Consider the following 24,542-nt stretch of genomic DNA (forward strand, 5'->3'; position numbering starts at 1 on the left):
GGGAGCGGTGGTTCGACGTCCCGCGGCGAGAATAGGCCCGTGCTTGCGGTCTGCAATTTCCGTCCTGTTCGCACTGTCGTTGATCATCCCGTCGAGCATCGACGCCCATGCCTGTGACGCCGGCCACAAGGACTATTTTGGCCGCTGTATCGCGGTGACACCTCTGCCCCCGAAGCTTCGCGCGTTCCTCAAGGACTACGGCCAGCCGATCGGCAAGGCTGGCGAGGTCGCTGATCTCTTCGCGCCAGACCTTCCCTTGTTCGACAAGCCCGAGCCTGGCCGCAAAATCATTCACACGTGGCGGCGCCCGAACGCCAACGTCGAATCCGAAGCCCGGATCGAGGACGTTCTTCCCGACTTCTATGTCGTGACAGTGAGCGTGTACGAAGGCCCGACATCATGCGGGATCGAGGAGTTCAAGCAGAAGGGACCGAAGACGCTGCGGGGTTACGGTCCCGAAGACCAGCCCGCAAGGACTGCCCTCGCTCTGGAAGTTCAAGCATATGAGTGGACTCTGCTAGCGGCCATAACCGCAAGCGCACTCACCCGAACAGCGTATCCACCAGCAACTTCACGTTCAAAATCACGATGATGCCCGCGACGATCCACGCGATCGCGGCGACGTATGGCGGTATCGCGAACTTGCCCATCTTGCGCCGATCCGAGACGAAGCGGACCAGCGGGATCACGGCGAAGGGCAACTGCATCGACAGCACGACCTGGCTGAACACCAGGAGATCCGCCGTGCCGCGCTCGCCATAGATCGCGGTGACGACGATCACCGGCACGATAGCGATGCCGCGCGTCAGCAATCGCCGCGCCCAGCTCGGCAGGCGCAGGTCGAGAAAGCCCTCCATCACGATCTGGCCGGCGAGCGTCGCCGTCACCGTCGAGTTCAGGCCCGAGGCGAGCAGCGCAATGGCGAACAGCGTCGAGGCGATACCGAGGCCGAGCAGCGGCGACAACAGCTCGAAGGCCTGGCCGATCTCGGCGACGTCGGAATGGCCGCTCTTGTGGAAGGTCGCGGCTGCCACGACAAGGATCGCTGCATTGATGAACAGTGCCAGCATCAGGGCGATGGTCGAGTCCGTCGTCGCCCATTTGATCGCCTCGCGCCGGCCGGTGTCGTTGCGCTCATAGGCGCGCGTCTGCACGATCGAGGAGTGCAGATAGAGATTATGCGGCATCACGGTCGCGCCGATGATGCCGATCGCGATGTAGAGCATTTCCGGATTGGTGAAGATCTCGGTCTTCGGCATGAAGCCGTGCAGGACTTCCGCCATCGGCGGCGCCGCGGCCACGATCTGGACCACGAAGCAGACCGCGATCACGACAAGCATCGCGATGACGAACGCTTCGAGGAAGCGAAAGCCGCGGTTCATCAGGAGCAGCAGCAGGAACGCATCGAGCGCGGCAAGCAGCGCGCCGCCGATCAGGGGAATGCCGAACAGCAGTTTGAGCGCGATCGCTGTGCCGATGACCTCGGCGAGATCGCAGGCGATGATCGCCGCCTCGCAGGCGAGCCAGAGCAGGAAGTTCACCGCCGGCGAATAGGTCGCGCGGCAGGCCTGCGCGAGGTCGCGGTCGGTGACGATGCCGAGCCGCGCCGCCAGCGACTGGAGCAGGATCGCCATCAAATTCGAGAGCAGGATGACCGAAAGCAGCGTGTAGCCGAACTTCGACCCTCCGGCGAGGTCGGTCGCCCAGTTGCCGGGGTCCATGTAGCCGACCGAGACCAGATAGCCGGGGCCGACAAAGGCGAGGAATCGCCGCCACCACACCCCCGCCGTGGGGATGGCAATCGTGGCGTTCACCTCGGCGAGGCTCTTGGTAGCAGGCGCATCAGTGCGCCAGCCGGCGGCATCTTGGGTCAAATCGGGGGAGCGGGCATCCATATCAGCAGAATACCGAAGTCGAAGCTTATTGCAACTCATTTGCAACTGCATCTAGCCGCATGAGTTCCCGGCGCGGCGGTTATTGGCCGCCCTGTCGGGAAGCGGGTGGGTTTGGCCGTCCTCGGGGGCGGATACTGGCGGCAACACGACTTTGCAGGAAATGCGCCATGTCAAACCCGCTTCGCCTCCCAGACACCTTCAACCGCCTCGCCTGGTCCAACCTGGCGGCGCAATCGGCCGAGCAGATCGCGCTGGCCGCGGCCCCCATCGTCGCCGTGCTCACGCTGGGTGTTGCGGAAGGCCAGACCGGCCTGCTCCAGACCGCCCTCACCCTGCCCTTTGTCCTGTTCGCCATTCCGGCCGGCCTACTCGCCGACCGCATCTCCCGCCGCTCGCTGATGGCGGGTGCCGAAGCGCTGCGCGCGGTCGCGCTGGCGGCCATCGTGCTGCTGCTCACACTTGGCGCGCTCAATTTGCCGCTGCTCGCTCTGCTCGGCTTTGCCGCCGTATGCGGCACGGTCGTCTACAGCGTGGCGGCGCCGGCCCTAGTGCCCTCGCTGGTGAGCGCGGAGCTGTTGCCGTCGGCAAATGCCCGCATCGAGCTCGCCCGCACCATCGCCTTTGCAAGCGGGCCTGCGCTCGGCGGCGCACTGGTCGGCTGGTGGGGCGCGAGCCCGGCCTTCGGCTTCGCCGCAGCGCTTTCGGCCATCGCCGTCGTGCTGCTCTCCGGCATCTACGAGCCCACCCGGACGCCCTCGCCGCGGCGCCATCCGTTCCAGGACATCCGGGAGGGCGCGGCCTTCGTGTTCCACCATCCGCTGCTGCGGCCGGTGTTCATCACCCAGTTCATCTTCAACACCGGCTGGTTCCTCCAGATCGCCGTGTTCGTGCCCTATGCGGTACGCCATCTCGGCCTGACCGCCGCAGGCGTCGGCACCGTGCTGACGATGTACGGCGTCGGCATGGTGATCGGCGCGCTGTTCGCCACGCGCGTGATGAAGCGCATCGCCTTCGGCACGGTGGTCGGCCTTGGCCCGGTCACAGGTTTCGTCGCTGCGGTGGTGATGGCGCTGACGGTGCTGGTCCCCTCCCCCTGGCTCGCAGCCTTGAGCTTCTTCCTGCTCGGGGTCGGGCCGATCCTGTGGGTGATTTCGACCACGACCCTGCGGCAGTCCGTGACGCCGCCGCGCCTGCTCGGACGCGTCTCCGCCATCAACATCATGAGCTACGGCGCCCGCCCGCTCGGCTCGGCGCTGGGCGCGATCGTCGGCGGCCTCTGGAGCGCGGAAGCCTGCCTGTATCTCGCAGCCGCCGTGTTCGGCGTGCAGGCGCTGGTAATCTGGCTCTCTCCCGCCGTGGCGCTGGATCGGCAGCCCGCCATGGTGGGGGACGAAGTGCCGGCGCGGTGCTAGTCCGGTACGCAATCAGTGGCGATGGCCCGCGCCAGTCGGGCAACCGCCGGCGCAATGGTCTGCTGCGGGTAGCCGCTGAAGCCCAGCATCAGCGCCGACTGCGCCGGGGCCTCGATATAGTGGCGGCTCATCGCGCGAACGGTGACGCCGTGGTCGCGAGCGGCCCGTTCGATCTTCACGTCGGACAGTCCCCGTCGCGTGTAGGCAACCAGGTGCATGCCCTGGTCCGGCGGCTCGACCGACAAATGGTCGCCCAGGCGCCGCCTCAGTGCCGCAACGAGGGTATCGCGCTGGCGGCGATACACTTCCCGCATTCTGCGGATGTGGGCTGCGAAATGCCCCTCCTCCATGAAGGCCGCAGCAACGGACTGGCAGAGGCTCGACGGTTGACGGTCGATCAGATAGCGCGCGGCAACGAAATTCCGCACCAGCGGGTGTGGCAGCACGGCGTAGCCAAGCCGCAGTCCGGGGAAGAGCGCCTTGTTGAGAGTTCCGACGTAAATGACACGGCCGGCCTCATCCAGGCCCTGAAGCGAAGCGAGGGGACGGCCGCCGTAGCGGAATTCGCTGGCGTAATCGTCCTCGATGATCCAGGCGCCGGACTCGCGGGCCCAGGCGAGAAGTTCGAGGCGGCGCGCCATCGACAGGGGAACGCCTGTCGGAAACTGGTGCGAGGCCGTTATGAAAACTGCGCGCGCCTTCGGGGCGCGGCGGATCCCTTCCGTGACGTTGACGCCGTGCTGGTCAACCGGGATGGCGCAAACCTTCGCGCCTGACGCAGCGAGCGTAAGACGGGTCAGGGTATAGCCGGGGTCTTCGATCCAGACCTCCTTGTCCGGCCCGGGCATGACACGTGCGGCGATGTCCACGGCTTGCTGCGTGCCGGCGGTGATCACGATCTGATCGACCTCGCAGCGCACGCCGCGTGCGGCCCGAAGATAGTCGCAAACCGACTTGCGCAGCTCCAGCAAGCCACGCGGATCGCCGTAGCCGAGATGATGTCGCTCAAACGATCGCAGCGTGCGCGCCGTGAGTTTGCGCCACAATTCGGCGCTACGTGCATCCAACAGCGTGCGACCCAGGTTGAAGGGACGCTCGTCATTCTGCGTCGTCACATCGACGAAATCGCCGAGGCCGTGAAAGGAGGCCGCGCCTGCCGCGGCCGGTGCCGCCCGCGTCTTGCGGCCATGAGGCGCGGCAAACGGTTCAGGCAGATCGGACGCAACGTAAGTCCCCGCCCCCTTCCTGCCGAAGGCATAACCTTCGGCCAGCAGCTGCTCGAAAGCCGAAACAACTGCGGTACGCGAGACGCCGAGCTGCGCCGCAAGGTCGCGCGTCGAGGGCAACTTGGCCGCCGGACGAAGCGCTCCGGACAGAATTGCCGATCGTAGCTCGAGGTAGATTTGGCGGAATACCGGCGCCTCCGCCGTGCGGTCGACGCTGAAGGAATAGAGTTCTGCCCAGCTCTGCCTGCTCTTCACGGGTCCTCGTCCGACAGGTGAGCGCACGTCGGGAAGTGGTATGCTGCAATAGGGCCAAGTGGACCTTTGCTCAAGACCACTATTTTTCTATCCTGTTTCGGATAACAAGGAAACCTGAAATGTCCGCTCATTCGGATGGCGGCGCGGAGCGTCTTGCACCATGAGTTCACCGCAAATCCGTCGCGAGGACCGCGCCATGTCGCAGGAGCGGATCCTGGAGATGCTGGCACGCGGATATGCTGGCCATCTTGCGACAGTCAGCGAGGACGGCTTTCCCTACTGTATCCCGCTCCTCTATCTCTGGCTCGACGGTGAGGTGTATCTGCACACGACAGCCGCCCGGGGACATCTGCGCGCAAACATCGAGCGAGATCCCCGCGTCTGCATCGAGATCGATGAGCACGAAGGTGTCTTCGACTATGGCCGGTTCGAATGCGATTCCGGTCTCGCCTATCGAAGCATATGCCTGTTCGGCCGCATCAGGGTCGTGGGCGACACGGGCATCAAGCAGCGGTTCTGCGAAACGTTGATGGCCAAATACGGCAAGCCGGATACGACGCGACCGAAGGGGTTCTTCCCGCGGCTCGACATCATCACCGTCTACGCCGTCGCCATTGAGCGCATGACCGGCAAGGAGACTTCGATGCCGCCGCTTTCCGAACAATGGCCCGCCAAGGATCGAACGAAAACGCCCAATGTCTCGGCCCCTGCGATCCGCCGCTAATTCGCCAGATATCGCTCGTAGCTCCCGGTCACCGGCTCGCTCGTATCGACCTCAGGATCGAGCGTGTAGAGGTCCTGCGCGCGGCCGATGCCGCGCAGCGCGTAGCGCCCGGTGGAGACGAGGTAGCGACGGCCGGTGGCGTCCAGGCCCTTGTAGAACTCGGCCGAGGCCAGCAGCTCGCGGTCGACCGAGCGGCTCATCGAGGCGATGCGACTAACCTCGTTGACGGTGGGGCCGACGACGGTGAAGTCGAGCCGGTCCGCGCTGCCGATATTGCCGTAAAAGACCTCGCCGACATGCAGGCCGATATAGGCCGACGTCGTGGGACGGCCATCGGCCTCCCGCCGCTTGTTCAGCGCAGCGACGTTCTTGCGGAACAGATGCTCGGCGCGTAGCGCAGCGCGCCGCGCGTCCGACATGTCTTCCCCCCAGAACATCGCGAGCACGCCATCGCCGATCAGCTTCAGGACGTCGCCGCCGGCATCGTGGATCGCGTCGATCACGGCCTGGGCATAGTCGTTGAGGAACGGGATGATCTCGTCGGGGCCGATGCTCTCGCTGATCCCGGTCGAGCCGCGCAAATCCGAATACCACAGCACGGCATTGATGCGCTCGGTGACGCCGCGTGTGATGCGCCCGCCCAGCACCTGCGCGGAGGCATCGCGGCCGAGATAGACGCGGCCGAGGGTTCGCGCGATGTCGACCTGCTGCGCCGACTTGATCGCGAGCCCCAGCACCGGCACGAGATCGCGCAGAGCTTCGAGCTCGGGTTCGGAGAAGCCGCTGTCGCGGCGCGTGGTCCAGCAGGAATAGAGGCAATCCATCAGGCCGAGCGCGCCGTTCTCGCCGAAGCGATGCACGAAGGCGAGATAGTGCTTGTGGCCTTTTTCCGCGAGCTCGCCGATCTGTGAGAAATCCATCGACGGCGCGTCGGCAAGGTCGATCACCCTCTCGTCCTCGCCGTGCTCGAGCATGTGGAAGAACACCGAGCGGCGCCAGCTCTTGGCGGCATCGCCTTCGGCGGTCGAACCATATTCGAACACATCGCTCTCGTTGCTCTGCCGGTCGCTCCACCGGAAGCCGCGGCCCTCATAGATCGGATGCAGCGTGTCGATCACGACGAGCCCGCGCGAGAGTTCCAGCCCTTCGGCGCGGCAGCGCTCGCAGAAGCCGCGGAGCAGCTCGTTTTCGGGCAGGCCCGTCAGCCCTTGGCCCGTCAGCCAGTTCATCAGCGCGAGGCGCGAGGTCAATTGCATGCGCCATTATGGCGTGCATTCGTGACGAGCGAAAGGCCACGCGCGAACCGTGCGCAACCAAGGCTCCCGTCCGCAGCAGATCGAATATGCCGCGGACGCTGTTGACGCGCTCTCGCCACGGGCCGCAAATGCAGCCGATGGCACCGCCGCAAACCGAGACCAGAATCGCACCGAGATGAGCCAGCGCCAGCTTCCGATCATCCTGGCGCTCGGCACCACGCAGACCCTGGCCTGGGCTTCCAGCTACTATCTGCCGGCGCTTCTCGCCGATCCCATGGCGCGCGACCTCGGCGTCTCCTCCAACTGGATCTTTGGCGCGTTCTCGGCCTCACTGGTGATCTCGGCGATGCTCGGCCCGCGCATCGGGCGGCAGATCGATCTGTTCGGGGGCCGGCAGGTGCTGTCGGTCTCGAACCTGACGATGGCCGCGGGTCTCGTCCTGCTCGGCCTCTCGCACTCATTGGCGGTGATGGCGTTCGCCTGGCTCGTGCTCGGCATCGGCATGGCGATGGGGCTCTATGACGCCGCCTTCGCCGCGCTGAGCCGCATCTACGGCACCGAGGCGCGCAGGCCAATCACCGGCATCACGCTGATGGCAGGCTTCGCCTCCACCGTCGGCTGGCCCCTCACCGCCTGGGGCCTGTCCCATATCGGCTGGCGCGAGACCTGTTTTGCCTGGGCGGCCGCCAATCTCCTGATCGGCCTGCCCCTGAACTTCTTCATGCTGCCGGCCATCAAGGGCGCCAGGCAGGCCGCGGCGACGGCCGAGAAGCCGCATCTGCCGCTCGACCGCACCATGGTGCTGCTCGCCTTCGTGTTCGCGGCGGTCTGGACCGTCACCGGCGCAATGGCCGTCCATTTCCCGCGCCTGCTGGAGGCCACAGGTGCGACGCATGTCGAGGCCATCGCGGCCGGCGCGCTGATCGGCCCGGCACAGGTGGCCGCGCGCATTCTCGAAGCGGGCTTCCTGAGCCGCTTCCATCCGCTGTGGTCGACGCGCCTTGCCTGCGTCACCCACCCGCTCGGCGCCGCCGTCGTCGCCATCTTCGGCGCGCCCGCCGCAACCGCGTTTGCGCTGCTCCACGGCTCGGGCAACGGCATTCTCACGATCGCGCGCGGCACGCTGCCGCTGTCAATCTTCGGCCCGAAAGATTTCGGCTACCGCCTCGGCATCATCGGCGCGCCGGCACGGATGGCGCAGGCCGTGGCGCCGCTGGCCTTCGGCCTGCTCATCGACGTCATGGGCGCCAAGGTGCTGATGGTCTCCTCCGCACTCAGCCTCTCGGCGCTGGCGGCGCTGTTCCTGATCCGCGCCGAGCGGCGGCCGGATTGACCGGGCCAAGGCTTTCGCGCACAAGCGGGCCATGAGCGAAGACAACAGCCCGCCCCGCACCTTCAAAGGCCTGCTGCGCTGGGCAACCACGCCGCCGCAAGCCTGGGGCGTCTATCTCCTCGCCATCATCCTGGTCTGGCTGCTCTCGTTCTACGCCGGCACGCTCAAGCCGAAGAAGACACCAGACGCCAGCCCGCCCCCGGTCACGGCACCGCGCAGCTAGGCCGGCTTCGCCTGGCTGGTCGCGATCCAGATGCCGGCGAACACAGCAACCAGCCCGATCAGAAGGTTTGCCGTGATCGGCTCGCCCATGAGCAGCGCCGCAAGCAAGGTCGCAGCAATCGGATTGACCGTCATGGTATTGGCAACGCGGGTCGGCGTCGCCCGCGCCAGCGCCATCACCCAGAGGATGAAGGCGAGCGCGCCGCCGCCGATGCCGAGATAGATGCCGGCGATCCACTGCGCCGTCGTGAAATGATCGAGCGCCGCAAAGCTGCCCTTCACGAACCCCGCCAGCACCAGCACGGCTGCGCCCGCGCCCATGCCGACGGTGAGAAAACCCAATGCGCTGGAGCGCTGCATCAGCGGGCGCGACAGCACGTTGTAGAACGCCATGCAGAACACGGCGCAGGTCATGATCAACTCGCCGCGCCAGGCGCCCGGCGGGCTCTGGGCGAGTCCCGCTGCCAGCGCCGCCGCCACGCCGAGCACGGCGATGCCAACGCCAATCATCTTGCGCGCCGTCAGCCGCTCGACGCCGAGGATCGCACCGACCACCATGGTGTGGAGCGGCAGCGTCGCCAGCGCGAGACTGGCGCGCGCGGCGGTCGTGTAGGACACCGCGATATTGTAGAGGATGAAGAACAGGCCGAAGAAGCAGATGCCGAGCAGCGCCACCGCCGGCCAGTCGGGCCGCTGCGGCCAGCGCACGCGAAGCAGGAGCGCACACGGCAGGAGGCAGAGAAAGCCGATCCCCCAGCGCAGGATCGCCAGCAGAACCGGATCCGCGCCGCCGACGAGATAGCGGGTGATCGCCGCGGCGGTGCCGCCGAGGCTGCTCGACGCCAGCGCGATCGCAACCCCGGCCCACTCTCCCACGATCATCTCCTGTCGCGGAGCTCTCTGGGGCCGTAACACGCTGCTGCTGCCAGCGTCATGGCAGCAGCCTCGGCGCAAACGTTAGTCGTAAAACTCAGGCGCCATCTTCTGGCTGTCGCGCTGGGCCTTGTCGTGGTTGATCCAGAGCTGCGCCTTCTCCTTACCGAGCGTGTCGGCGATCTTCTGCATTGACGCCGCGCTCTGGTCCTTGTTGGCGTTCATGCTGGGGACGCGGCGGTTGTCCCAATTGTCCTTGAAGTGGACGGCGTCGCCCGACAGCACCACCGCGCCGGTTTTCGGCAGTTTCACCAGCAGCGACTGGTGTCCCGGCGTGTGGCCGGGCGTCGACAGGATGGTCAGGCTGCCGTCGCCGAACACGTCCTTGTCACCCGCGAGCAACTCAACCGGATGCGAGGGCTTGAAGCGCGGTTCGTTGTTGGCGCCGGGCCAGTCATATTCGGCCTTCTGCACGTAGAGCATGGCCTGCGGGAACAGCTCGACATTGCCGGTGTGGTCGGGATGCGTATGCGACACCGCCATCGCCTTGACGTCATCCGGCTTGAGGCCGAGCTGTTCGAGCTGGGCGGCCAACGTCTTCGGCCGGCGCCAGGTGACGGCCTTGGGATCGGCGGGGACAAGGCCATTCGGCATGGCGGCGACGGCATCGGCGATGCCGGTGTCCCACAGGAACCAGCCCTTGCTGCTGTGCTTGATGAGATAGCAGCTGTCGACGAAATCCATCGACTTGCCCTCGTTCAGGCCGGGCGTCCAGCGCGAGATGTCCCCGGCGGTGCCCTCCCCGCAATTGAGGACGTAGAGCTTTTCGACGCCCGATTTCTCGGACTGCGCAACGGCCGCGTGGCCGGACAGAGCCAGCGCGGCAACGGCGAGAGCAAACTTGATCCTGGGCATCATCCTTGGTCCCTCTTGCAGAGCCGTGTATGGCTGCGACCGAGGATCAACCCCGGCCGCGCCGCCGAATTCCGTTTCGGCAGATCACATCAATGCGGGCAGGTCTCGACCTCGACCGTGACGTGGCTCAGGCCCTTCAGCCCAGCGAGCCGCTTCTTATAGACGGCCGGCTGCTTCGGCTTGTCCGACACCAACGAGACCAGCACGGCGCAATGGCCGGGGCCGACCTGCCAGAGATGCAAGTCGGTGACGCGGTCCTCGCCGACTTCCATCCGCGCGCGGATGGTGCGTTCGAGCTTCTCGTCGGCGCGCACGTCGAGCAGCACCGCGCCGGATGACTTGACCAGGCCGAACGCCCAGCTCGCGATCACGGCGCTGCCGATCAGGCCGACGGCCGGATCGGCCCAGACCCATCCCGAATACATCGCGACCACCAGCGCTGCGATCGCCAGCACCGAGGTCGCCGCATCGGCCATGACGTGGACATAGGCCGCACGAAGATTGTTGTCGTGATGATGGTGGTGATGACCGTGATCGTCGTGATCATCATGCGCATGCCCATGGCCGTGGTCATGGCCGTGATGATGGTGATCATGGCTGTCGCGCAGCAGCCACGCGCTGGCGAGGTTGACGCAGAGGCCGAGGGCGGCGACCGCGATGGCCTCGCCATAGACGATCGGCACCGGCGTGAACAGCCGCAGCACGCTCTCATAGGCGATCTCGACCGCGATCAGGCCCAGGATGATCGCGCTGGAGAAGGCCGCGAGGTCGCCGAACTTGCCCGTGCCGAAGGTGAAATGCGCATTCCCCAGGTGCCGGCGCGCGAAACGGTAGGCGAAAGCAGCAATGCCAAGCGCGGCCGCATGCGTGCCCATGTGCCAGCCGTCGGCCAAAAGCGCCATCGAGCCGAACAGCGAGCCGGCAACGATCTCGCCGACCATCATGACCAGGGTCAGGACGACCACGAGCCAGGTGCGCCGCTCGTTCTCATCGTGCTTCTCGCCCAGAAAGACGTGGTCATGGGTCCATTGCTCGGTCGAATGGGAATGCATCGAAAAGTCTCCGAAAGGTCCGGTCCGTTGACCCGCAATATAGACCTGCGGAATGTCCGGGCAAAATCAAGTCAACGAGCCGATTGACAGCCCGGGGCGGTTTCGTTGTAATGACGCTCATGGGGACTGAGCGATCTCCCCACGAGGCGACAAGCCCAAGTATCGCGTCCCGTTTGTTTCTACGAGGGCGCATCATGTCTTCCTACACAACGATATCATCTGACAAATTGGCACGGCTGATCGGCACGGCGAACGCCCCTGCCCTGATTGACGTGCGCACGGACGAGGATTTTGCCGCAGACCCGCGACTGATCCCCGGCTCGATCAAGTTCAGCCACAGCAACGTTCCGGACTGGGGCGGCGAATTCTCCGGCCGTTCCGCCATCGTCGCCTGCCTGCGCGGCGAAAAGCTCGCACAGGGCACGGCCGCCTGGCTGCGCCAGCTCGGCGTGCAGGCCGAGACGCTGGAAGGCGGTTTCGAGGGCTGGAAGAACGCAAAGCTGCCGCTGGTCGATGCTGCAAAACTGCCGCCGCGCGACGCCAAGGGCCGCACCGTCTGGGTGACGCGGGCCCGGCCGAAGGTCGACCGCATCGCCTGCCCCTGGTTGATCCGCCGCTTCGTCGATCCCAACGCGGTGTTCCTGTTCGTCGCGCCCTCTGAAGTGGTCGCCGTGGGCGAGCGTTTCAACGCGGCGCCGTTCGACATCGAGAACGTGTTCTGGAGTCACCGCGGCGAGCTCTGCACCTTCGACGTGATGATCGAGGAGTTCGGGATCGCAACACCGCCCCTGCTGCGGCTCGCCACGCTGGTCCGTGGCGCCGACACCGCGCGGCCCGACCTCGCGCCGGAAGCCCCCGGCCTGCTCGCGGCCTCGCTCGGGCTGTCGCGAATGTACGACGACGATCTTGAACAGCTCGAAGCCGGCATGACGCTCTACGACGCCTTCTACCGCTGGTGCCGCGACGCGACGGCCGAGACCCACAACTGGCCGACCAACAAGGTGAAGGCGTGATGGACACCCGCGCCAATCAAACGGGAGCTGATGCCGGTCACGGCATCAGCTTCGCTGAGGCTTTCCGAGTCTGGCTTCGCGTCGCCTGCCTGAGCTTTGGCGGGCCCGCGGGCCAGATCGCGGTCATGCATCGCATCCTGGTCGAGGAGAAGAACTGGATCTCCGAAGGCCGATTCCTGCATGCGCTGAACTACTGCATGCTCTTGCCGGGACCGGAGGCGCAGCAGCTGGCCACCTATGTCGGCTGGCTGATGCATCGCACCGCCGGCGGCCTGATGGCGGGCGGGCTCTTCATCCTGCCCGGCATCATCGCCATCATGGGCCTCAGCTACATCTACGCGGCTTTCGGCAATGTCAGCTTCGTCGAGGCGCTGTTCTTCGGGCTGAAGGCGGCCGTGCTGACCATCGTCCTCGAAGCCGTGGTGCGCGTCGGCAAGCGCGCGCTGAAGAACCGCATCATGATTGCACTGGCCGCAATCGCCTTCGTCGCGATCTTCTTCTTCGCGGTCCCCTTCCCGATCATCATCATCGCCGCCGGCGTGATCGGATATGTCGGCGCGCGGGCCGGCCGGCCCGAGTTTGCCCCGGCGGCTCACGGCCCCGGCGGCAGCACCGCCGTGATCGACAGCATGCTCGGCGAAGCCGTTCCCGAGCATGTGCGCCCCAATACCGCGCGCGCGATCCGCGTCGGTGCGCTATGGCTCGCGCTCTGGCTGGTGCCGGTGATCGCGCTGCTTTTGATTCTTGGTCAAGCCAGCGTGTTCAGCCAGATCGCGCTGTTCTTCTCGAAGATGGCGCTGGTCACTTTCGGCGGTGCTTATGCGGTGCTGGCCTATGTGGCGCAGCAGGCGGTCGAGCATTATCACTGGCTGAAGCCGCACGAGATGCTCGACGGTCTCGGCATGGCCGAGACCACCCCAGGGCCGTTGATCATGGTGCTTCAGTTCGTTGGCTTCATGGCCGCCTATCGCGATCCAAGCGGCCTGTCGCCAATGCTTGCAGCGACGCTTGGTGGATTGCTTGCGACCTGGGTCATGTTCACGCCCTGCTTCCTCTGGATCTTCGTCGGCGCCCCCTACATCGAGCGCCTGCGCGGCAACACGGGCCTCGCCGGTGCACTCAGCGCGATCACCGCCGCCGTCGTCGGCGTGATCCTTAACCTCTCGATCTGGTTCGCGCTGCACACGCTGTTCCGCGAGACCGTACCGGTGCACGCGTTCCCGTTCGCATTCGACAGGCCGGTGCTGACCAGCATCGACATCCCGGCGCTGCTGCTGTCAATCGCGGCCGCGACCGCGATCTTCCGCTTCAAGCTCGGCATGCTCACCGTGCTCGCCGGTAGCTGCGCCGCGGGCGTGGCATTCCGGCTGGCGGGGGTGATCTGAGCAGCAGCTTCATCGAGCTGTCATCCTCAGGCCGCAACCTCATTGCGTGACATTTGCGCCACGCTCTACCAAAACTTGTATGGATCGCATCGATGCGACCTTCCGCCACGCCCACCATATCTGGCAAAGATGCATGCACGTTTTGGGCATGTGGGGACATCTCAGAAATGACGCGTTGCATCAATCTTTGCGCCGGTATGCTTTTGACAGTGGGATTTTCCAGCGCGGCCTTGGCGGCTGATCTGGCGGTGAAGGCACCTCCCCTCGCGCCTATCCCCTTCACCTGGACCGGTTGCTATGTCGGCGCACACGTCGGCGGTGTCGTCAGCGACGACCGGACCACCAACTCGCTTGGAAACTCTGTCTCCTTCAGTTCAACAGGCTTCGTTGGGGGCGGACAGGTCGGCTGCGACTATCAATTTGCGACCAGATGGGTCGTGGGTGCCGAAGGCCGTGCGGCCTGGAGCAGCCTCCGCAACTCGCACGCCGGCACCGTCAGAAACCTCGTGACCGGCGTCGTCGTCCCCAGCCAATTCACGATGAGCAACGACTTCCTGGCCTCGGCCACCGCGCGGCTCGGCTACGCGCTCGCTGATCGCTGGCTGGTGTTCGTCAGGGGCGGCGGCGCCTGGACGCGTGAAAAGCTTGACGAGGCCTTCACGCCCGCTGGTGGCGTCCCCGTCAATCCCAGCGGAGCCAGCACCCGAACCGGCTGGACCGCCGGCACCGGCGTCGACTGGGCGTTCGCACCGCATTGGTCCGCGGTTTTCGAATACGACTATTACGACTTCGGCGACCACAGCGCGTTTCTGAGCAATGGGGCCGGCACGACCGTAAACATCTTCAGCCTGAAGGATCGCATTCACGCCGTGACGGCAGGCGTGAACTATCACTTCTAGCGCTAACGCATCATCATCCGTGCAATCGCCTCGCCGATCACCACCGTCGTGAAGTGGGTGTTGGCGCGGCAATCCGACGGCATGATCGAGGCGTCGGCGACGCGCAGGCCGCTTATGCCTTTCACCGTGCCATCAGGGTTGACCACGCCGTCAGGGTCGTTAACGCCGCCCATGCGGCAACTGCCGGCGGCATGCTGGATGTCTCCGGTCTCTCGCCGCAGCAGCGCATCGAGCTCGTGATCCGGCAAGGCCGCAGCTTGCGGAAGCGTCAGATCGGTGTCGGTCAGCCTGATCCAGTCGGCAATGCCTGAAAGCGCCGGCTGGGAGGTGATCACGGCCAGTCGTTTCACCGCGTCCATCATGCGCAGCATGTCGCGGGGATCGGCCAGCATGTTTTCCTCGACAACAGGATCGATCGCCGGATCGGTCGAGGCCAGCTTGAGCGTGCCGCGCGAATAGGCGTTGAACAGGCCGGCGCCGATCGCCCCGGGCACGCCGATGCCGCGGTGATTGAACGCGATCAGGATCATGTCGCGCTTGCCGCCATCGGCGAGGCCGGAGGAATAGGTCACGCAGCAATTGGTGTGGCGGGTGTCCGGATCGGTCGGCCGCAGGTTTTCGTGGAGCTGAATCGTGGCGCGAAACAGCGGGTGGTCGAAGAAGTGGCGGCCGACCGGCAGATCGCGCTCGACCGCGATCCCCATCGCCTTCAGCTCATCCGCCGGTCCGATGCCCGAACGCAGCAGGATCGCCGGACTGTGGATGGCGCCGGCGCAGAGCACGATCTGGCGCGCGCTGATCTCGTGGGTGCCCTGCCCTTCGATGTGAACACGAAGGCCGGTCGCCCGGCCGTCGCTGATCAGCACGCGATTGACCAGCGCATGCCCGCGAATCTCGAGATTGGCCCGGCCGCGCGCCGGCTCGAGATAGCCCTCATTGGTCGTGATGCGGCGGCTGTCGCGGCTGTTGATGGGATAGCAGGCGACGCCCTCGCCATCAGGACCGTTGAGGTCGGCGCACCAGGGATAGCCGCTCGCCAGCGCCGCATCGCGCAGGCCGCGATCGATCGGGCCCCACTTCTCGGGCGGAGCGCGATAGACCGGCAGCGGTCCGCCGCTTCCATGGCCCGGGGCGTCACCAAATTCCAAATCATCTTCGATCACCGAGAACAGCGGCATCACGTCCTTGGCCGACCAGCCGGTGCAGCCATTGGCTGCCCATTCGTCGAACGCGTCGGCGACGCCGCGGATGGCGATCTGGCCGTTCATCATCGATGAGCCGCCAAGCCCCTTGCCGCGCCAGTAGAAGCGCGGCTCCTGCCCGGCCACCCGGCGCGTCAGGAGATCGGGCCATTGCCATTTCTCCTGGTACTCACGCTTGTGGATGATCGGGATCGGATTTGGCGTCATCACCTCCCAGGGCGCCTCGTCCGCGCGCCAGTCCAGCCCCGCTTCGAGCAACAGGACGCGCCGTGCGGGATCTTCGGACAACCGCGCCGCAACAGCGGCGCCGGCAGAGCCGCCGCCGACAACAATGACATCGTACATCGCGTTACTTCTCAACGTTCCAGAACACCGGGATGGCGGACGGTATCAGACCACGCAGGGTGGCGCGATAGGCCGCCGGCTGCGCAAACTGGCCCCACGGGATCGCGGGCGCCTGATCGTACATGACGCTCTGAATCTCGCCGGCGATCTTCTTGCGATCCTCCTCGGCAGGCGCCTTGGCGAAGGCTTCCATCAGCGGCGTGATGCGCGCATCGCACTGCCAGCCGGTGAAGTCGGCGCAGTTGAAGGCGACCATGACGTTGGTCAGCGGCGAGCCAAGGTCAAAACCGCCGGCGTGGACGCCATAGACGCTCCAGCCCTCCTTCTTGGCGCGGCGCGCCAGCACGCTCGCCCAGTCCATCACCTGGAGATCGACGTTGAACCCGGCCTGCTTCAGCCGCTCGGCCAGCACCTGCGCCGAGACGCGCGGGGCTTCGAGGTCGTTGGCTTCCATGACGACCACGGGCTCGCCGGCATATTTGGTCGCCTTCAGCGCAGCTTTCGCCGCTTCAATCGACGTCTTCGCGGCGGCTTCCGTGCCCGCCTTGCTCTCATAGGTGGTGCCGCAGGTGAAGAACGTCGCGCAGGGAGCGGCGTATTTGGCATCGAGCCCGAGCGCATCCAGCACTTCGCGCTGGTCGACCAGCTTCCACAGCACGCGGCGAATTTCCGGATCATCAAACGGCTTCGATGCGGCGTTGAGACGATAGGCGCCGGCGAACATGTTGCCGCCGGTGAAATTGACCAGCTTGACGCGGGAGTTCTTTTCCAGCTGCGGCAACAGATCGAACGGCGCATATTGCATGAAGTCGACCTCGCCGGCCTGCAGCGCGGACGCGGCGGTCGCGCCATCCGGGATGACGCGGATCTCGAGCGTGTCGATGCCGACGCGCTTGCCGCCGGCGAGGAAATCGGCGGGCTCGGGGCGCGGCACATAGTCGGCGAATTTCTTCAGGATCATGCGATCGCCGGTTCGGTGATCGCCCTTGCTGTAGACGAACGGGCCGGAGCCGATGATCTCCGTGATGCGCTGGTCGCCGGGTGTTTTCGCGATGCGCTCGGGCATCATGAAGGCGACCGGGCTGACGGGATTGCCGAGCGCGTCGATCACGAGGCCGGACGGCTCCTTCAGCGTCAGCACGAAGGTTTTCGCATCCGTCGGCTCGAGCGAGGCCGTGATCGCGAAGATGCGACGGCCGAGCGCGCTGCGGGTGCCCCAGCGGCGCAGCGACGCCACGCAATCGGCCGCCGTGACCGGCTGGCCGTCATGCCATTTCAGGCCGTCGCGCAGCGCAAACGTATAGGTCAATCCGTCGGATGAGACTTTCCAGTCCTGCACCATCTGCGGCTTGATGTCGCCCTTGGAGTCTTTCGCAAAGAGCGTGTCGAACACCATGTAGCCAAACGTGCGCGAAATGTAGGCCGTGGAAAAATGCGGATCGAGCGTGACGATCTCCGCCTCGAGCACTGCGACGAGATTGCCCGCCGCATGCGCGGGCGCCGCGACCAGCGCGAGGCCGAACAGCGCGGGGATGAAAGCCTTCAGTTTGAACATTGTGCCTTTTGCTTCTTCTTGAGAGTTCATTTGCAGGCAAAGAAAAAGCAATGTTCGTGCCCGATCGACGCAGGCACTTATGCGCTCACGCCTATCTGCCAAGCGTTTGCGCCACACTCGCTGTCATCGCCCGCCTAGTGCGCAATTGCGCACAGAGGCGGGCGATCCAGTATTCCGGAGAGGGGCGTGATGAAACCGAGAAGCCGCGGCGTACTGGATGCCCCGGTCAAGCCGGGGCATGACACCTGTGTTGTGGGTCCCGGCTCTGCGCAGCAGCGTTTCACGCTGCAGCGCGTCCGGGACACGAGCCTGCTTACCCGATCACCTTGCCGAACTTGTTCGACTTCGGGAAACCCTTCGGCGGCATGCGGCCGGCATCCGCACGGGTGCCTTGCCACTCGGCGAGCTCCTTCATGGTCGCGGAGAATTCGCGGCCGGCGGAGTCCTTCCAGGTCAGGCCCGCCTTGGCCTCGAACACGGCGACGTCGGACAGGCCGCCGTCCTTGTACTTCTGCAGCCGCACGCCGCGACCGCGGGCCATCTCCGGCACCTGGTCGAGCGGGAAGATCAGCATCTTGCGGTTCTCGCCGATGACCGCGACGGTGTCGCCGATCACCTCGGTGACCGTGCGCGCCTCGTTCGGCATGTCGACGTTGAGGACCTGCTTGCCCTTCTTGGTCGTGCCGACGCAATCGTCCTCGTTGACGACGAAGCCCTGGCCCTCGTGGCTCGCGACCAGGAATTTGCGCCCGCCCTTGTTGACGAACAGCGCGACGGGAGCGGCCTCCTGCTCGAGGTCGATGAACAGACGGATCGGCTCGCCATGGCCGCGACCGCCCGGAAGCTTCGCAACATCGAGCGAGTAGAATTTGCCGTTGGTGGCGAACAGCAAGAGCTTCGAGGTCGTCTCCGCGAAGAAGGCAAAACCGAGCTTGTCGTCCTGCTTGAAGGCCAGCCCCGAGAGATCCTCGACATGGCCCTTCATGGTGCGGATCCAGCCCTTGTCGGAGACCACGACCGTCACCGGCTCGCGCTCGACGAGGGCTTCTTCCATTGCGGCGAGGTCGTGCTCGGGCGCATCCGCAAAGGTGGTGCGACGCTTGCCGAGCGGCGTCTTCGGTCCAAACATGTCGCGGACCTTGCCGACCTGCTCGCCGACCTTCTTCCACTGCTCCGGCTCCGAGGCGAGCACCGCGTTGATGCCCTTGAGCTCGGCGCGGAGGTTCTTGTCCTCGGTGCGGATCTCCATTTCCTCGAGCTTGCGCAAGGAGCGCAGGCGCATGTTGAGGATGGCTTCGGCCTGCACCTCGGTGAGCTTGAACGCCTTGATCAGCGCCGGCTTCGGCTCGTCCACGGTGCGGATGATCCTGATCACCTCATCGAGGTTCAAGTACGCGATCAACAAACCGCCCAGAACTTCGAGCCGGTGCTCGATCTGCGTCTTGCGGAAGTTGGTCCGGCGGATCAGGACGTCGCGCAGATGGTCGAGCCATTCGCGCAGGCACTCCGCGAGCCCCACGACCTTGGGGATGCGGCCCTTGATCAGCACGTTGAGGTTCAGCGGAATCTTGTTTTCGAGCTCGGTCAGCCGGAACAACGATTCCATCATCAGGGCGGGATCGACGTTCTTCGACTTCGGCTCGATCACGATGCGGACGTCTTCGGCCGACTCGTCCCTGATGTCGCCGACCAGCGGCAGCTTCTTCTGGTCCAGCAGCTCGGCGACCTTCTCGATCAGGCGCGACTTCTGCACCAGGAAGGGAATCTCGGTGACGACGACGACCCAGGTACCGCGCGTACCCTCTTCCTGCTCCCATCGAGCGCGAACACGGAACGAGCCGCGACCGGTCGCATAGGCTTCAGCGATCGCCTGCTTGGAATCAACGCAAATGCCGCCGGTCGGGAAATCCGGGCCCTTCACCCACTTCAACAGCGCCTTGGATTTCGCGTCGGGCTTCTCGATCAGGTGCAGCGCGGCCTCGCAGAGCTCGGCCGCGTTGTGCGGCGGGATCGAGGTCGCCATGCCGACCGCGATGCCTTGCGCGCCGTTGGCAAGCAGGTTCGGAAAGCCGCCGGGCAGCACGACCGGCTCTTTCGACTGGCCGTCGTAGTTGGGCCGGAACTCGACGCCGTCCTCGTCGATGCCCTCGAGCAGAAGCCGCGCGACGTCGGTCATGCGCGCTTCGGTGTAGCGGTAGGCAGCCGGGTTATCGCCGTCGATATTGCCAAAATTGCCTTGGCCGTCGACCAGCGGGTAGCGCGAGGAGAAATCCTGCGCGAGGCGTACCATGGCGTCGTAGATCGCCTGGTCGCCATGCGGATGGAACGAGCCCATCACGTCGCCGACGATCTTGGCGGATTTCTTGAACGCCGTGCCGGGGTCGAGCCGGAGCAGGCGCATGCCGTAGAGGATGCGCCGGTGCACCGGCTTCAGACCGTCGCGCGCATCCGGCAGCGCACGGTGCATGATGGTGGAGAGCGCATAGGCGAGATAGCGCTCTTCCAGCGCCTCACGCAGCGGCACCTCGTGAATTTCGGCCGGTTCCTCCGGCGGAATCAATCGTTTTCCCATGCCGCCCGGTTAAACCGTGGAAGCGAATCGGGCAAGGATCGATTGGTTCCCTGTGGGCGGCTATTGCCCTGCCCAGCCGGCGGTCACTGGCTGCTGGGTCTTGGCTTGCGCGGTGACCGGCGCATTCGTCAGGCAACGCCGGGCGACCTCGATTTCGGCCTCCGTTGCCCCCTTGGACCGCGCCCAACTCTCTGCGGCCGCAGCGGAATATTTCGCCACGTAATACCGGATCACGGTGCAGGATGCCCGGCGAAAGACACCCGGTTGCGGCTCGCCAGCCACGGCGTCAGGCGCGAACGCAAGCAACGCCGCCGACACGGCGAATCCCTTGATCAACATTTTTGGCTGTCCCCGTTGTGGAACCCTGCGAGGGCCAATTCGACCAGGCGGATTTCGTTCCCGGGGAACTTCCATGTCTGGCGACAGGGCAGAAGCGCTCTCAGGTCATGGCGCCGGAATGGCCAAATTCGCCTGCTGCCGCGTCAGCGCATTGATGAAGCCGGCGCGCGCGTCGGAATGGCCCTGGCCGCGCGGCTCCAGCACATGGCGCAGCAGGAACAGGCCGGTGAGCCGGAAGCCGTCCTGGAGATCCTGGTCGGTGAGGTCGCTCGCGGCCTCGCCACGACGCAGGAACGGCGGCAGGCGCAACAGCCGGTCGCGCCATGGCTCGCCGGCCCCGCGCGACACCGCGCCGCCGGATTTCGGCGAAACATAGATCAGATCCGTGGTCTCACCGGTCACCGCGCAGTTTTCCAGCGCCAGCCCAAAGCCGAGCTCGGCGAGCATCGCCAGCTCGAAATGGATGAGGTGCACCGCGGCACTGCCGATATCGTCGAAATCATCGAGTGAATGTTCAAGCATCGCAAAGATGTCTTCGTGCGGATCGCGCTCCGGCAGCAGCCGCGCAATCGAGGCGAGATGGGTGACGCCATAGACCCCGTGGGCGGATCCCAGCAGCGTCGCCGCGCGCAGCTTGAGGCCCTCAACCGCATAGGTGCCGAGATGCTCGTCGAGCCGCGCCCGCCACACGACGCTGACGCTGTTGCCGGGCTGCAAGAGCGGCCGCATCCGCGAACCGGCGCCACCGCGCACGAGGCCGAGATGCCGGCCGTGCGCACGCGTCAGCAGCTCGACGATGGCGCTGCTCTCGCCATGCCGCCGCACGCCCAGCACGATGCCTTCGTCGGTCCATTCCATGGAACGGAGCTTATCGCATTTCAGGTGAGTGTAGGACGGGCAAAGCGAAGCGTGCCCACCAATTTGATCCGCAGCACGATTAGGTTGGGCACGGCGCGCAAGGGCGCGCCTTTGCCCACCCTACGGCATCGCGCAAGACGTTAGGCGTTGAACCAGCCCTGGGCGTCGCCGCTGAACGAGAAATACAGCCCCATCGCGGTCAGCACGCAGGAGACGATCTCGATGACGCTGTCGAGCTCCAGGCCCTTCTCGCCAATGATCTGGCCGAGCGAGATCACGGACAGCACGAGGGCCGCCGCCAGCACCCAGCGCGGCCAGTTCTTGCGCCAACGCGCAGCCAACCAGACGAAATAGACCAGCAGCAGGATCATGCCGCCGGCGAGCATGGTCGCCATCATGATCATCGGCTCGGTCATCTCGGCACTGGGCGTGCGGTCCTGCACCGCGACCGACAGGGCATCCAGCATCAATGACGCATAGAGCAGCGCTTCGAAGCGCCGGACGTTGCTGGGTACGCTCATCGGTGACCGATCTTTTCTTGGTTATTCTTTGGGAAATTCCAGGCCCATCTCGCGATAGCGATCGGGATCGTCGCCCCAGTTTTCGCGCACCTTGACGAACAGGAACAGGTGCACCGGCACGCCCAGGATCTCGCCGATCTCCTTGCGCGAGTCCGCGCCGATCGACTTGATGGTGGCGCCGCCTGCGCCCAGCACGATCTTGCGCTGGCTCTCGCGCTCGACGAAGATCGTCTGCTCGATGCGCACCGACTTGTCCTTGCGCTCCTCCCACTTGTCGGTCTCGACCGTGGATTGGTAGGGCAATTCCTGGTGCAGCTTGCGATAGATCTTCTCGCGCGTGATCTCGGCCGCAAGCTGCCGCATCGGCGCGTCCGACATCTGGTCTTCGGGGTAGAGGAACGGGCCCGGCGGCACGATTTCGGCCAGCGTATGCCTGAGGTCGTCGACGCCGTCGCCCGAGATCGCCGCGATCATGAAGGTCTTTGCAAAGGCCATGCGCTCGTTGGCGGCCTGCGCCAGCGCCAGCAGCTTCTCGCGCTGGACCAGATCGACCTTGTTGATGACCAGGATCTTCTCGTGCTTGACGCTGGCGACCTTGGTGAGGATCGCCTCGGCCTCTTCATCAATCCCGGCCTTGGCGTCGAGCAGCACGCAGACGAGGTCGGCGTCGTGCGCCCCGCTCCAGGCCGTCGAGACCATGGCGCGGTCGAGCCTGCGCTTGGGCAGGAAGATGCCGGGCGTGTCGACCAGGATGATCTGCGCGTTGTCCTCGATGACGATGCCGCGGATCAGCGCGCGCGTGGTCTGCACCTTGCGCGAGACGATCGTGACCTTGGCCCCGACCAGCGCATTGACCAGTGTGGATTTTCCGACATTCGGCGCGCCGATCAGCGCAACGAAACCGCAGCGCGTTGCGGAGGGCGCTTCGCCGCTTGCTTCAGCCGTCATTGCCGCCGCCAACACCTTCACGTTCGATCATCACTGAGGCCGCCACCTTCTCCGCTGCACGCTTGCTGCCACCGATGCCTTCGGCCGACGCCAATCCCGGCAGATCCACCGCGACGCGGAACTGCGGATCGTGATGCGGGCCGGTGCGCTCGACCTCGCGGTAGACAGGCGTCGGCAGCCCCTTCCCCTGCGCCCATTCCTGCAGCACGGTCTTGGGATCGCGCAAGGGACGCCGCGGCTTGTGCATGCGTTCGGTCCAGTTGCGCCTGACGAATTCCGCCGCCGCCGCGTAGCCACCGTCGAGGAAGACGGCGCCGATCACGGCCTCGCAGATGTCGCCGAGCACGCTCTTGCGCAGGCGGGCATCGGCGCTCGGCCCGACCGAACCGAGCTTGACGTCGTCGAGCAGACCGAGCGACTTGGCAACGTCGGCGCAGCTCTCCTTGCGCACCAGTTCGGCAAGTCGCTTGGACAGCTCGCCCTCATCAGCATTCGGGAAGGCGTGATAGAGCATGTCGGAGACGACGAGCCCCAGCACATGGTCACCCAGGAATTCCAGCCGCTGATAGCTGTCGCCGCGCTTGCGCCCGGACTTCAGCGCCGAGACATGCGTGATCGCCTGCATCAGCAGATTCGGATCGGCAAAGCTGTGGCCGATGCGCGCCTCGAGCGCCGCGTTCGCATCCGAGGCCTTGGCCTTGCTGCTCCGCACCCGCTTCTTCTTTGCAGGCGTCTTGGTCGCAAGCGTCTTGGTCGCAGCTTCGCCGTCGGCGCCCGCCGCGGGCTCGGTCGATTGGATCGGGATGTCCTTGGCTTCGTCTTTCATCGGACGATTTTGAAGAAACGGTTCCAGCGCACCGCCCAAGGCCAGCGCCAGAACATCCAGGCATGCTCGCCTTCGGCGATGGAGAAGAAGATCATCTGGGCGCGGCCGATCAAATTCTCCTGCGGCACGTAGCCGACCTGGCCGAGGAAACGGCTGTCGGTGGAGTTGTCGCGGTTGTCGCCCATCATGAAGAAATGGCCCGGCGGCACGTTGTAGACGTTGGTGTTGTCCATGTAGCCGTTATCGGCGCAGTCCAGCGTTTCATAGGACACGCCGTTCGGCAGCGTTTCCTTCCAGCGCTTCACCCGCGAGATGCCCCCGCCCTCGGAGCCGCAGGGATCCTCGCCTACAAATTCGCTCATGCGCTGCCGCTCGACCGGAGTGTCGTTGATGTAGAGCAGCCCATCCTTCATCTGGATGCGGTCGCCGGGAAGGCCGATGACGCGCTTGATGTAGTCGGTGGAGTCGTCCTTCGGCAGGCGGAACACGACGATGTCGCCGCGGTTCGGGTCCGAGCCCCAGATCCGCCCCGAGAACAGCGGCGGCGAGAACGGGATCGAGTAGTGGCTATAACCGTAGGAATATTTCGAGACGAACAGATAGTCGCCGACCAGCAGCGTCGCCTTCATCGAACCGGACGGAATGTTGAACGGCTGGAACAGGAACGTGCGGATCACGAGCGCGATCAGGAGAGCGTGGATCACGACGCGGATCGTTTCGCCGACGCCGCTTTCAGTTTTCGTTCCCGAAGTCACGCTCATTGCTCTCTCAATTCCGGCCGGCGGTCACAGAGCGCCCTCCTTCCGCGAACAGCCCATCGCTTCGCGGCCCAAGGAGATTGTCCTGATTCTGATAATGAGGGCCAATTCCGGCGTAAAGCCGAATTCGCCCAGCCTGATTTGCGTTCGCGGACTTT

At 65.3% G+C, this 24,542-nt stretch carries 23 protein-coding genes; 8 read left to right on the top strand and 15 right to left on the bottom strand.

Annotated elements, in window-relative coordinates; genetic code table 11:
* Positions 1–43: 43 nt before the first annotated feature.
* Positions 44–592: a hypothetical protein gene (locus AB7535_RS18145; protein ID WP_135215697.1), complete on the top strand. Its 549-nt coding sequence runs from the start codon at positions 44–46 to the stop codon at positions 590–592.
* On the opposite strand, the gene AB7535_RS18150 is transcribed toward AB7535_RS18145, so the two are convergent.
* Entirely contained in the window at positions 543–1,895 is a 1,353-nt protein-coding gene (locus AB7535_RS18150) for an Nramp family divalent metal transporter (RefSeq protein WP_063982850.1), read from the bottom strand. The two genes, AB7535_RS18145 and AB7535_RS18150, sit on opposite strands and share 50 nt — an antisense overlap.
* Before the next feature lie 167 nt (positions 1,896–2,062).
* Here AB7535_RS18150 and AB7535_RS18155 point away from each other — a divergent pair, with 167 nt between their 5' ends.
* Positions 2,063–3,307, top strand: coding sequence for an MFS transporter (locus tag AB7535_RS18155; RefSeq protein WP_135215699.1), 1,245 nt, complete (start codon positions 2,063–2,065; stop codon positions 3,305–3,307).
* Here AB7535_RS18155 and pdxR read toward each other — a convergent pair.
* Positions 3,304–4,788 (bottom strand): MocR-like pyridoxine biosynthesis transcription factor PdxR, encoded by a 1,485-nt coding sequence (gene pdxR / locus AB7535_RS18160; protein ID WP_166097070.1) that lies wholly within the window; start codon positions 4,786–4,788, stop codon positions 3,304–3,306. The two genes, AB7535_RS18155 and pdxR, sit on opposite strands and share 4 nt — an antisense overlap.
* A gap of 160 nt (positions 4,789–4,948) precedes the next feature.
* Here pdxR and AB7535_RS18165 point away from each other — a divergent pair, with 160 nt between their 5' ends.
* Positions 4,949–5,512: a pyridoxamine 5'-phosphate oxidase family protein gene (locus AB7535_RS18165; RefSeq protein WP_063982847.1), complete on the top strand. Its 564-nt coding sequence runs from the start codon at positions 4,949–4,951 to the stop codon at positions 5,510–5,512.
* Here AB7535_RS18165 and AB7535_RS18170 read toward each other — a convergent pair.
* Positions 5,509–6,768, bottom strand: coding sequence for an adenylate/guanylate cyclase domain-containing protein (locus AB7535_RS18170; protein WP_071913209.1), 1,260 nt, complete (start codon positions 6,766–6,768; stop codon positions 5,509–5,511). The genes AB7535_RS18165 and AB7535_RS18170 overlap by 4 nt on opposite strands.
* Positions 6,769–6,943: 175 nt before the next feature.
* Here AB7535_RS18170 and AB7535_RS18175 point away from each other — a divergent pair, with 175 nt between their 5' ends.
* Together AB7535_RS18175 and AB7535_RS18180 are read left to right on the top strand one after the other, a co-directional pair.
* Positions 6,944–8,101, top strand: coding sequence for an MFS transporter (locus AB7535_RS18175; protein ID WP_166097072.1), 1,158 nt, complete (start codon positions 6,944–6,946; stop codon positions 8,099–8,101).
* A 31-nt stretch (positions 8,102–8,132) separates the two neighbouring features.
* Entirely contained in the window at positions 8,133–8,324 is a 192-nt protein-coding gene (locus AB7535_RS18180) for a hypothetical protein (protein ID WP_014494760.1), read from the top strand.
* Here AB7535_RS18180 and AB7535_RS18185 read toward each other — a convergent pair.
* From AB7535_RS18185 to dmeF, 3 genes are all read right to left on the bottom strand, one after another.
* Positions 8,321–9,199: a DMT family transporter gene (locus tag AB7535_RS18185; protein WP_439036709.1), complete on the bottom strand. Its 879-nt coding sequence runs from the start codon at positions 9,197–9,199 to the stop codon at positions 8,321–8,323. The two genes, AB7535_RS18180 and AB7535_RS18185, sit on opposite strands and share 4 nt — an antisense overlap.
* Before the next feature lie 81 nt (positions 9,200–9,280).
* Positions 9,281–10,114: an N-acyl homoserine lactonase family protein gene (locus AB7535_RS18190; RefSeq protein WP_439036710.1), complete on the bottom strand. Its 834-nt coding sequence runs from the start codon at positions 10,112–10,114 to the stop codon at positions 9,281–9,283.
* An 86-nt stretch (positions 10,115–10,200) separates the two neighbouring features.
* Positions 10,201–11,163, bottom strand: a complete 963-nt coding sequence (gene dmeF, locus AB7535_RS18195; RefSeq protein WP_135215704.1) for a CDF family Co(II)/Ni(II) efflux transporter DmeF — start codon at positions 11,161–11,163, stop codon at positions 10,201–10,203.
* A 194-nt stretch (positions 11,164–11,357) separates the two neighbouring features.
* Between dmeF and AB7535_RS18200 the strand changes: the two genes are divergently transcribed.
* The 3 genes from AB7535_RS18200 to AB7535_RS18210 all read left to right on the top strand — a co-directional run bounded on the left by AB7535_RS18200 (position 11,358) and on the right by AB7535_RS18210 (position 14,460).
* Complete coding sequence (locus tag AB7535_RS18200) at positions 11,358–12,176, top strand: chromate resistance protein ChrB domain-containing protein (RefSeq protein WP_135215705.1); 819 nt, start codon at positions 11,358–11,360, stop codon at positions 12,174–12,176.
* Entirely contained in the window at positions 12,176–13,561 is a 1,386-nt protein-coding gene (gene chrA / locus AB7535_RS18205; RefSeq protein WP_439037348.1) for a chromate efflux transporter, read from the top strand. Before AB7535_RS18200 ends, chrA begins: the two co-directional genes overlap by 1 nt.
* Positions 13,562–13,758: 197 nt before the next feature.
* Entirely contained in the window at positions 13,759–14,460 is a 702-nt protein-coding gene (locus tag AB7535_RS18210) for an outer membrane protein (RefSeq protein ID WP_439037349.1), read from the top strand.
* A gap of 2 nt (positions 14,461–14,462) precedes the next feature.
* Here AB7535_RS18210 and AB7535_RS18215 read toward each other — a convergent pair whose 3' ends face one another.
* From AB7535_RS18215 to lepB, 9 genes are all read right to left on the bottom strand, one after another.
* The gene (locus AB7535_RS18215) at positions 14,463–16,007 is read right to left on the bottom strand and encodes a GMC family oxidoreductase (RefSeq protein ID WP_439036711.1); all 1,545 of its coding nucleotides are present in this window, start codon (positions 16,005–16,007) and stop codon (positions 14,463–14,465) included.
* 4 nt (positions 16,008–16,011) lie between these two features.
* Positions 16,012–17,562 (bottom strand): ABC transporter substrate-binding protein, encoded by a 1,551-nt coding sequence (locus AB7535_RS18220; RefSeq protein WP_354177627.1) that lies wholly within the window; start codon positions 17,560–17,562, stop codon positions 16,012–16,014.
* A 313-nt stretch (positions 17,563–17,875) separates the two neighbouring features.
* Positions 17,876–20,134, bottom strand: coding sequence for a DNA topoisomerase IV subunit A (gene parC / locus AB7535_RS18225; RefSeq protein WP_354117972.1), 2,259 nt, complete (start codon positions 20,132–20,134; stop codon positions 17,876–17,878).
* 60 nt (positions 20,135–20,194) lie between these two features.
* Positions 20,195–20,473 carry a hypothetical protein gene (locus tag AB7535_RS18230; RefSeq protein ID WP_071913189.1) on the bottom strand — a complete coding sequence of 93 codons (279 nt, stop codon included), beginning with the start codon at positions 20,471–20,473 and terminating at the stop codon, positions 20,195–20,197.
* Between the two features lie 105 nt (positions 20,474–20,578).
* Positions 20,579–21,331 (bottom strand): DNA repair protein RecO, encoded by a 753-nt coding sequence (gene recO, locus AB7535_RS18235; RefSeq protein ID WP_247302098.1) that lies wholly within the window; start codon positions 21,329–21,331, stop codon positions 20,579–20,581.
* A 140-nt stretch (positions 21,332–21,471) separates the two neighbouring features.
* Positions 21,472–21,852, bottom strand: coding sequence for a hypothetical protein (locus tag AB7535_RS18240; RefSeq protein WP_085399876.1), 381 nt, complete (start codon positions 21,850–21,852; stop codon positions 21,472–21,474).
* Positions 21,853–21,873: 21 nt separating this feature from the next.
* Complete coding sequence (gene era / locus AB7535_RS18245; protein ID WP_085399877.1) at positions 21,874–22,800, bottom strand: GTPase Era; 927 nt, start codon at positions 22,798–22,800, stop codon at positions 21,874–21,876.
* Positions 22,790–23,626, bottom strand: coding sequence for a ribonuclease III (gene rnc, locus AB7535_RS18250; RefSeq protein WP_439036712.1), 837 nt, complete (start codon positions 23,624–23,626; stop codon positions 22,790–22,792). Before rnc ends, era begins: the two co-directional genes overlap by 11 nt.
* Complete coding sequence (gene lepB / locus AB7535_RS18255; protein WP_014494746.1) at positions 23,623–24,387, bottom strand: signal peptidase I; 765 nt, start codon at positions 24,385–24,387, stop codon at positions 23,623–23,625. Before lepB ends, rnc begins: the two co-directional genes overlap by 4 nt.
* Positions 24,388–24,542: the final 155 nt, after the last annotated feature.

The sequence above is a fragment of the Bradyrhizobium sp. 956_D2_N1_4 genome, assembly GCF_052076025.1.
In the GTDB taxonomy this organism is placed as follows: Bacteria; Pseudomonadota; Alphaproteobacteria; order Rhizobiales; family Xanthobacteraceae; genus Bradyrhizobium; species Bradyrhizobium barranii.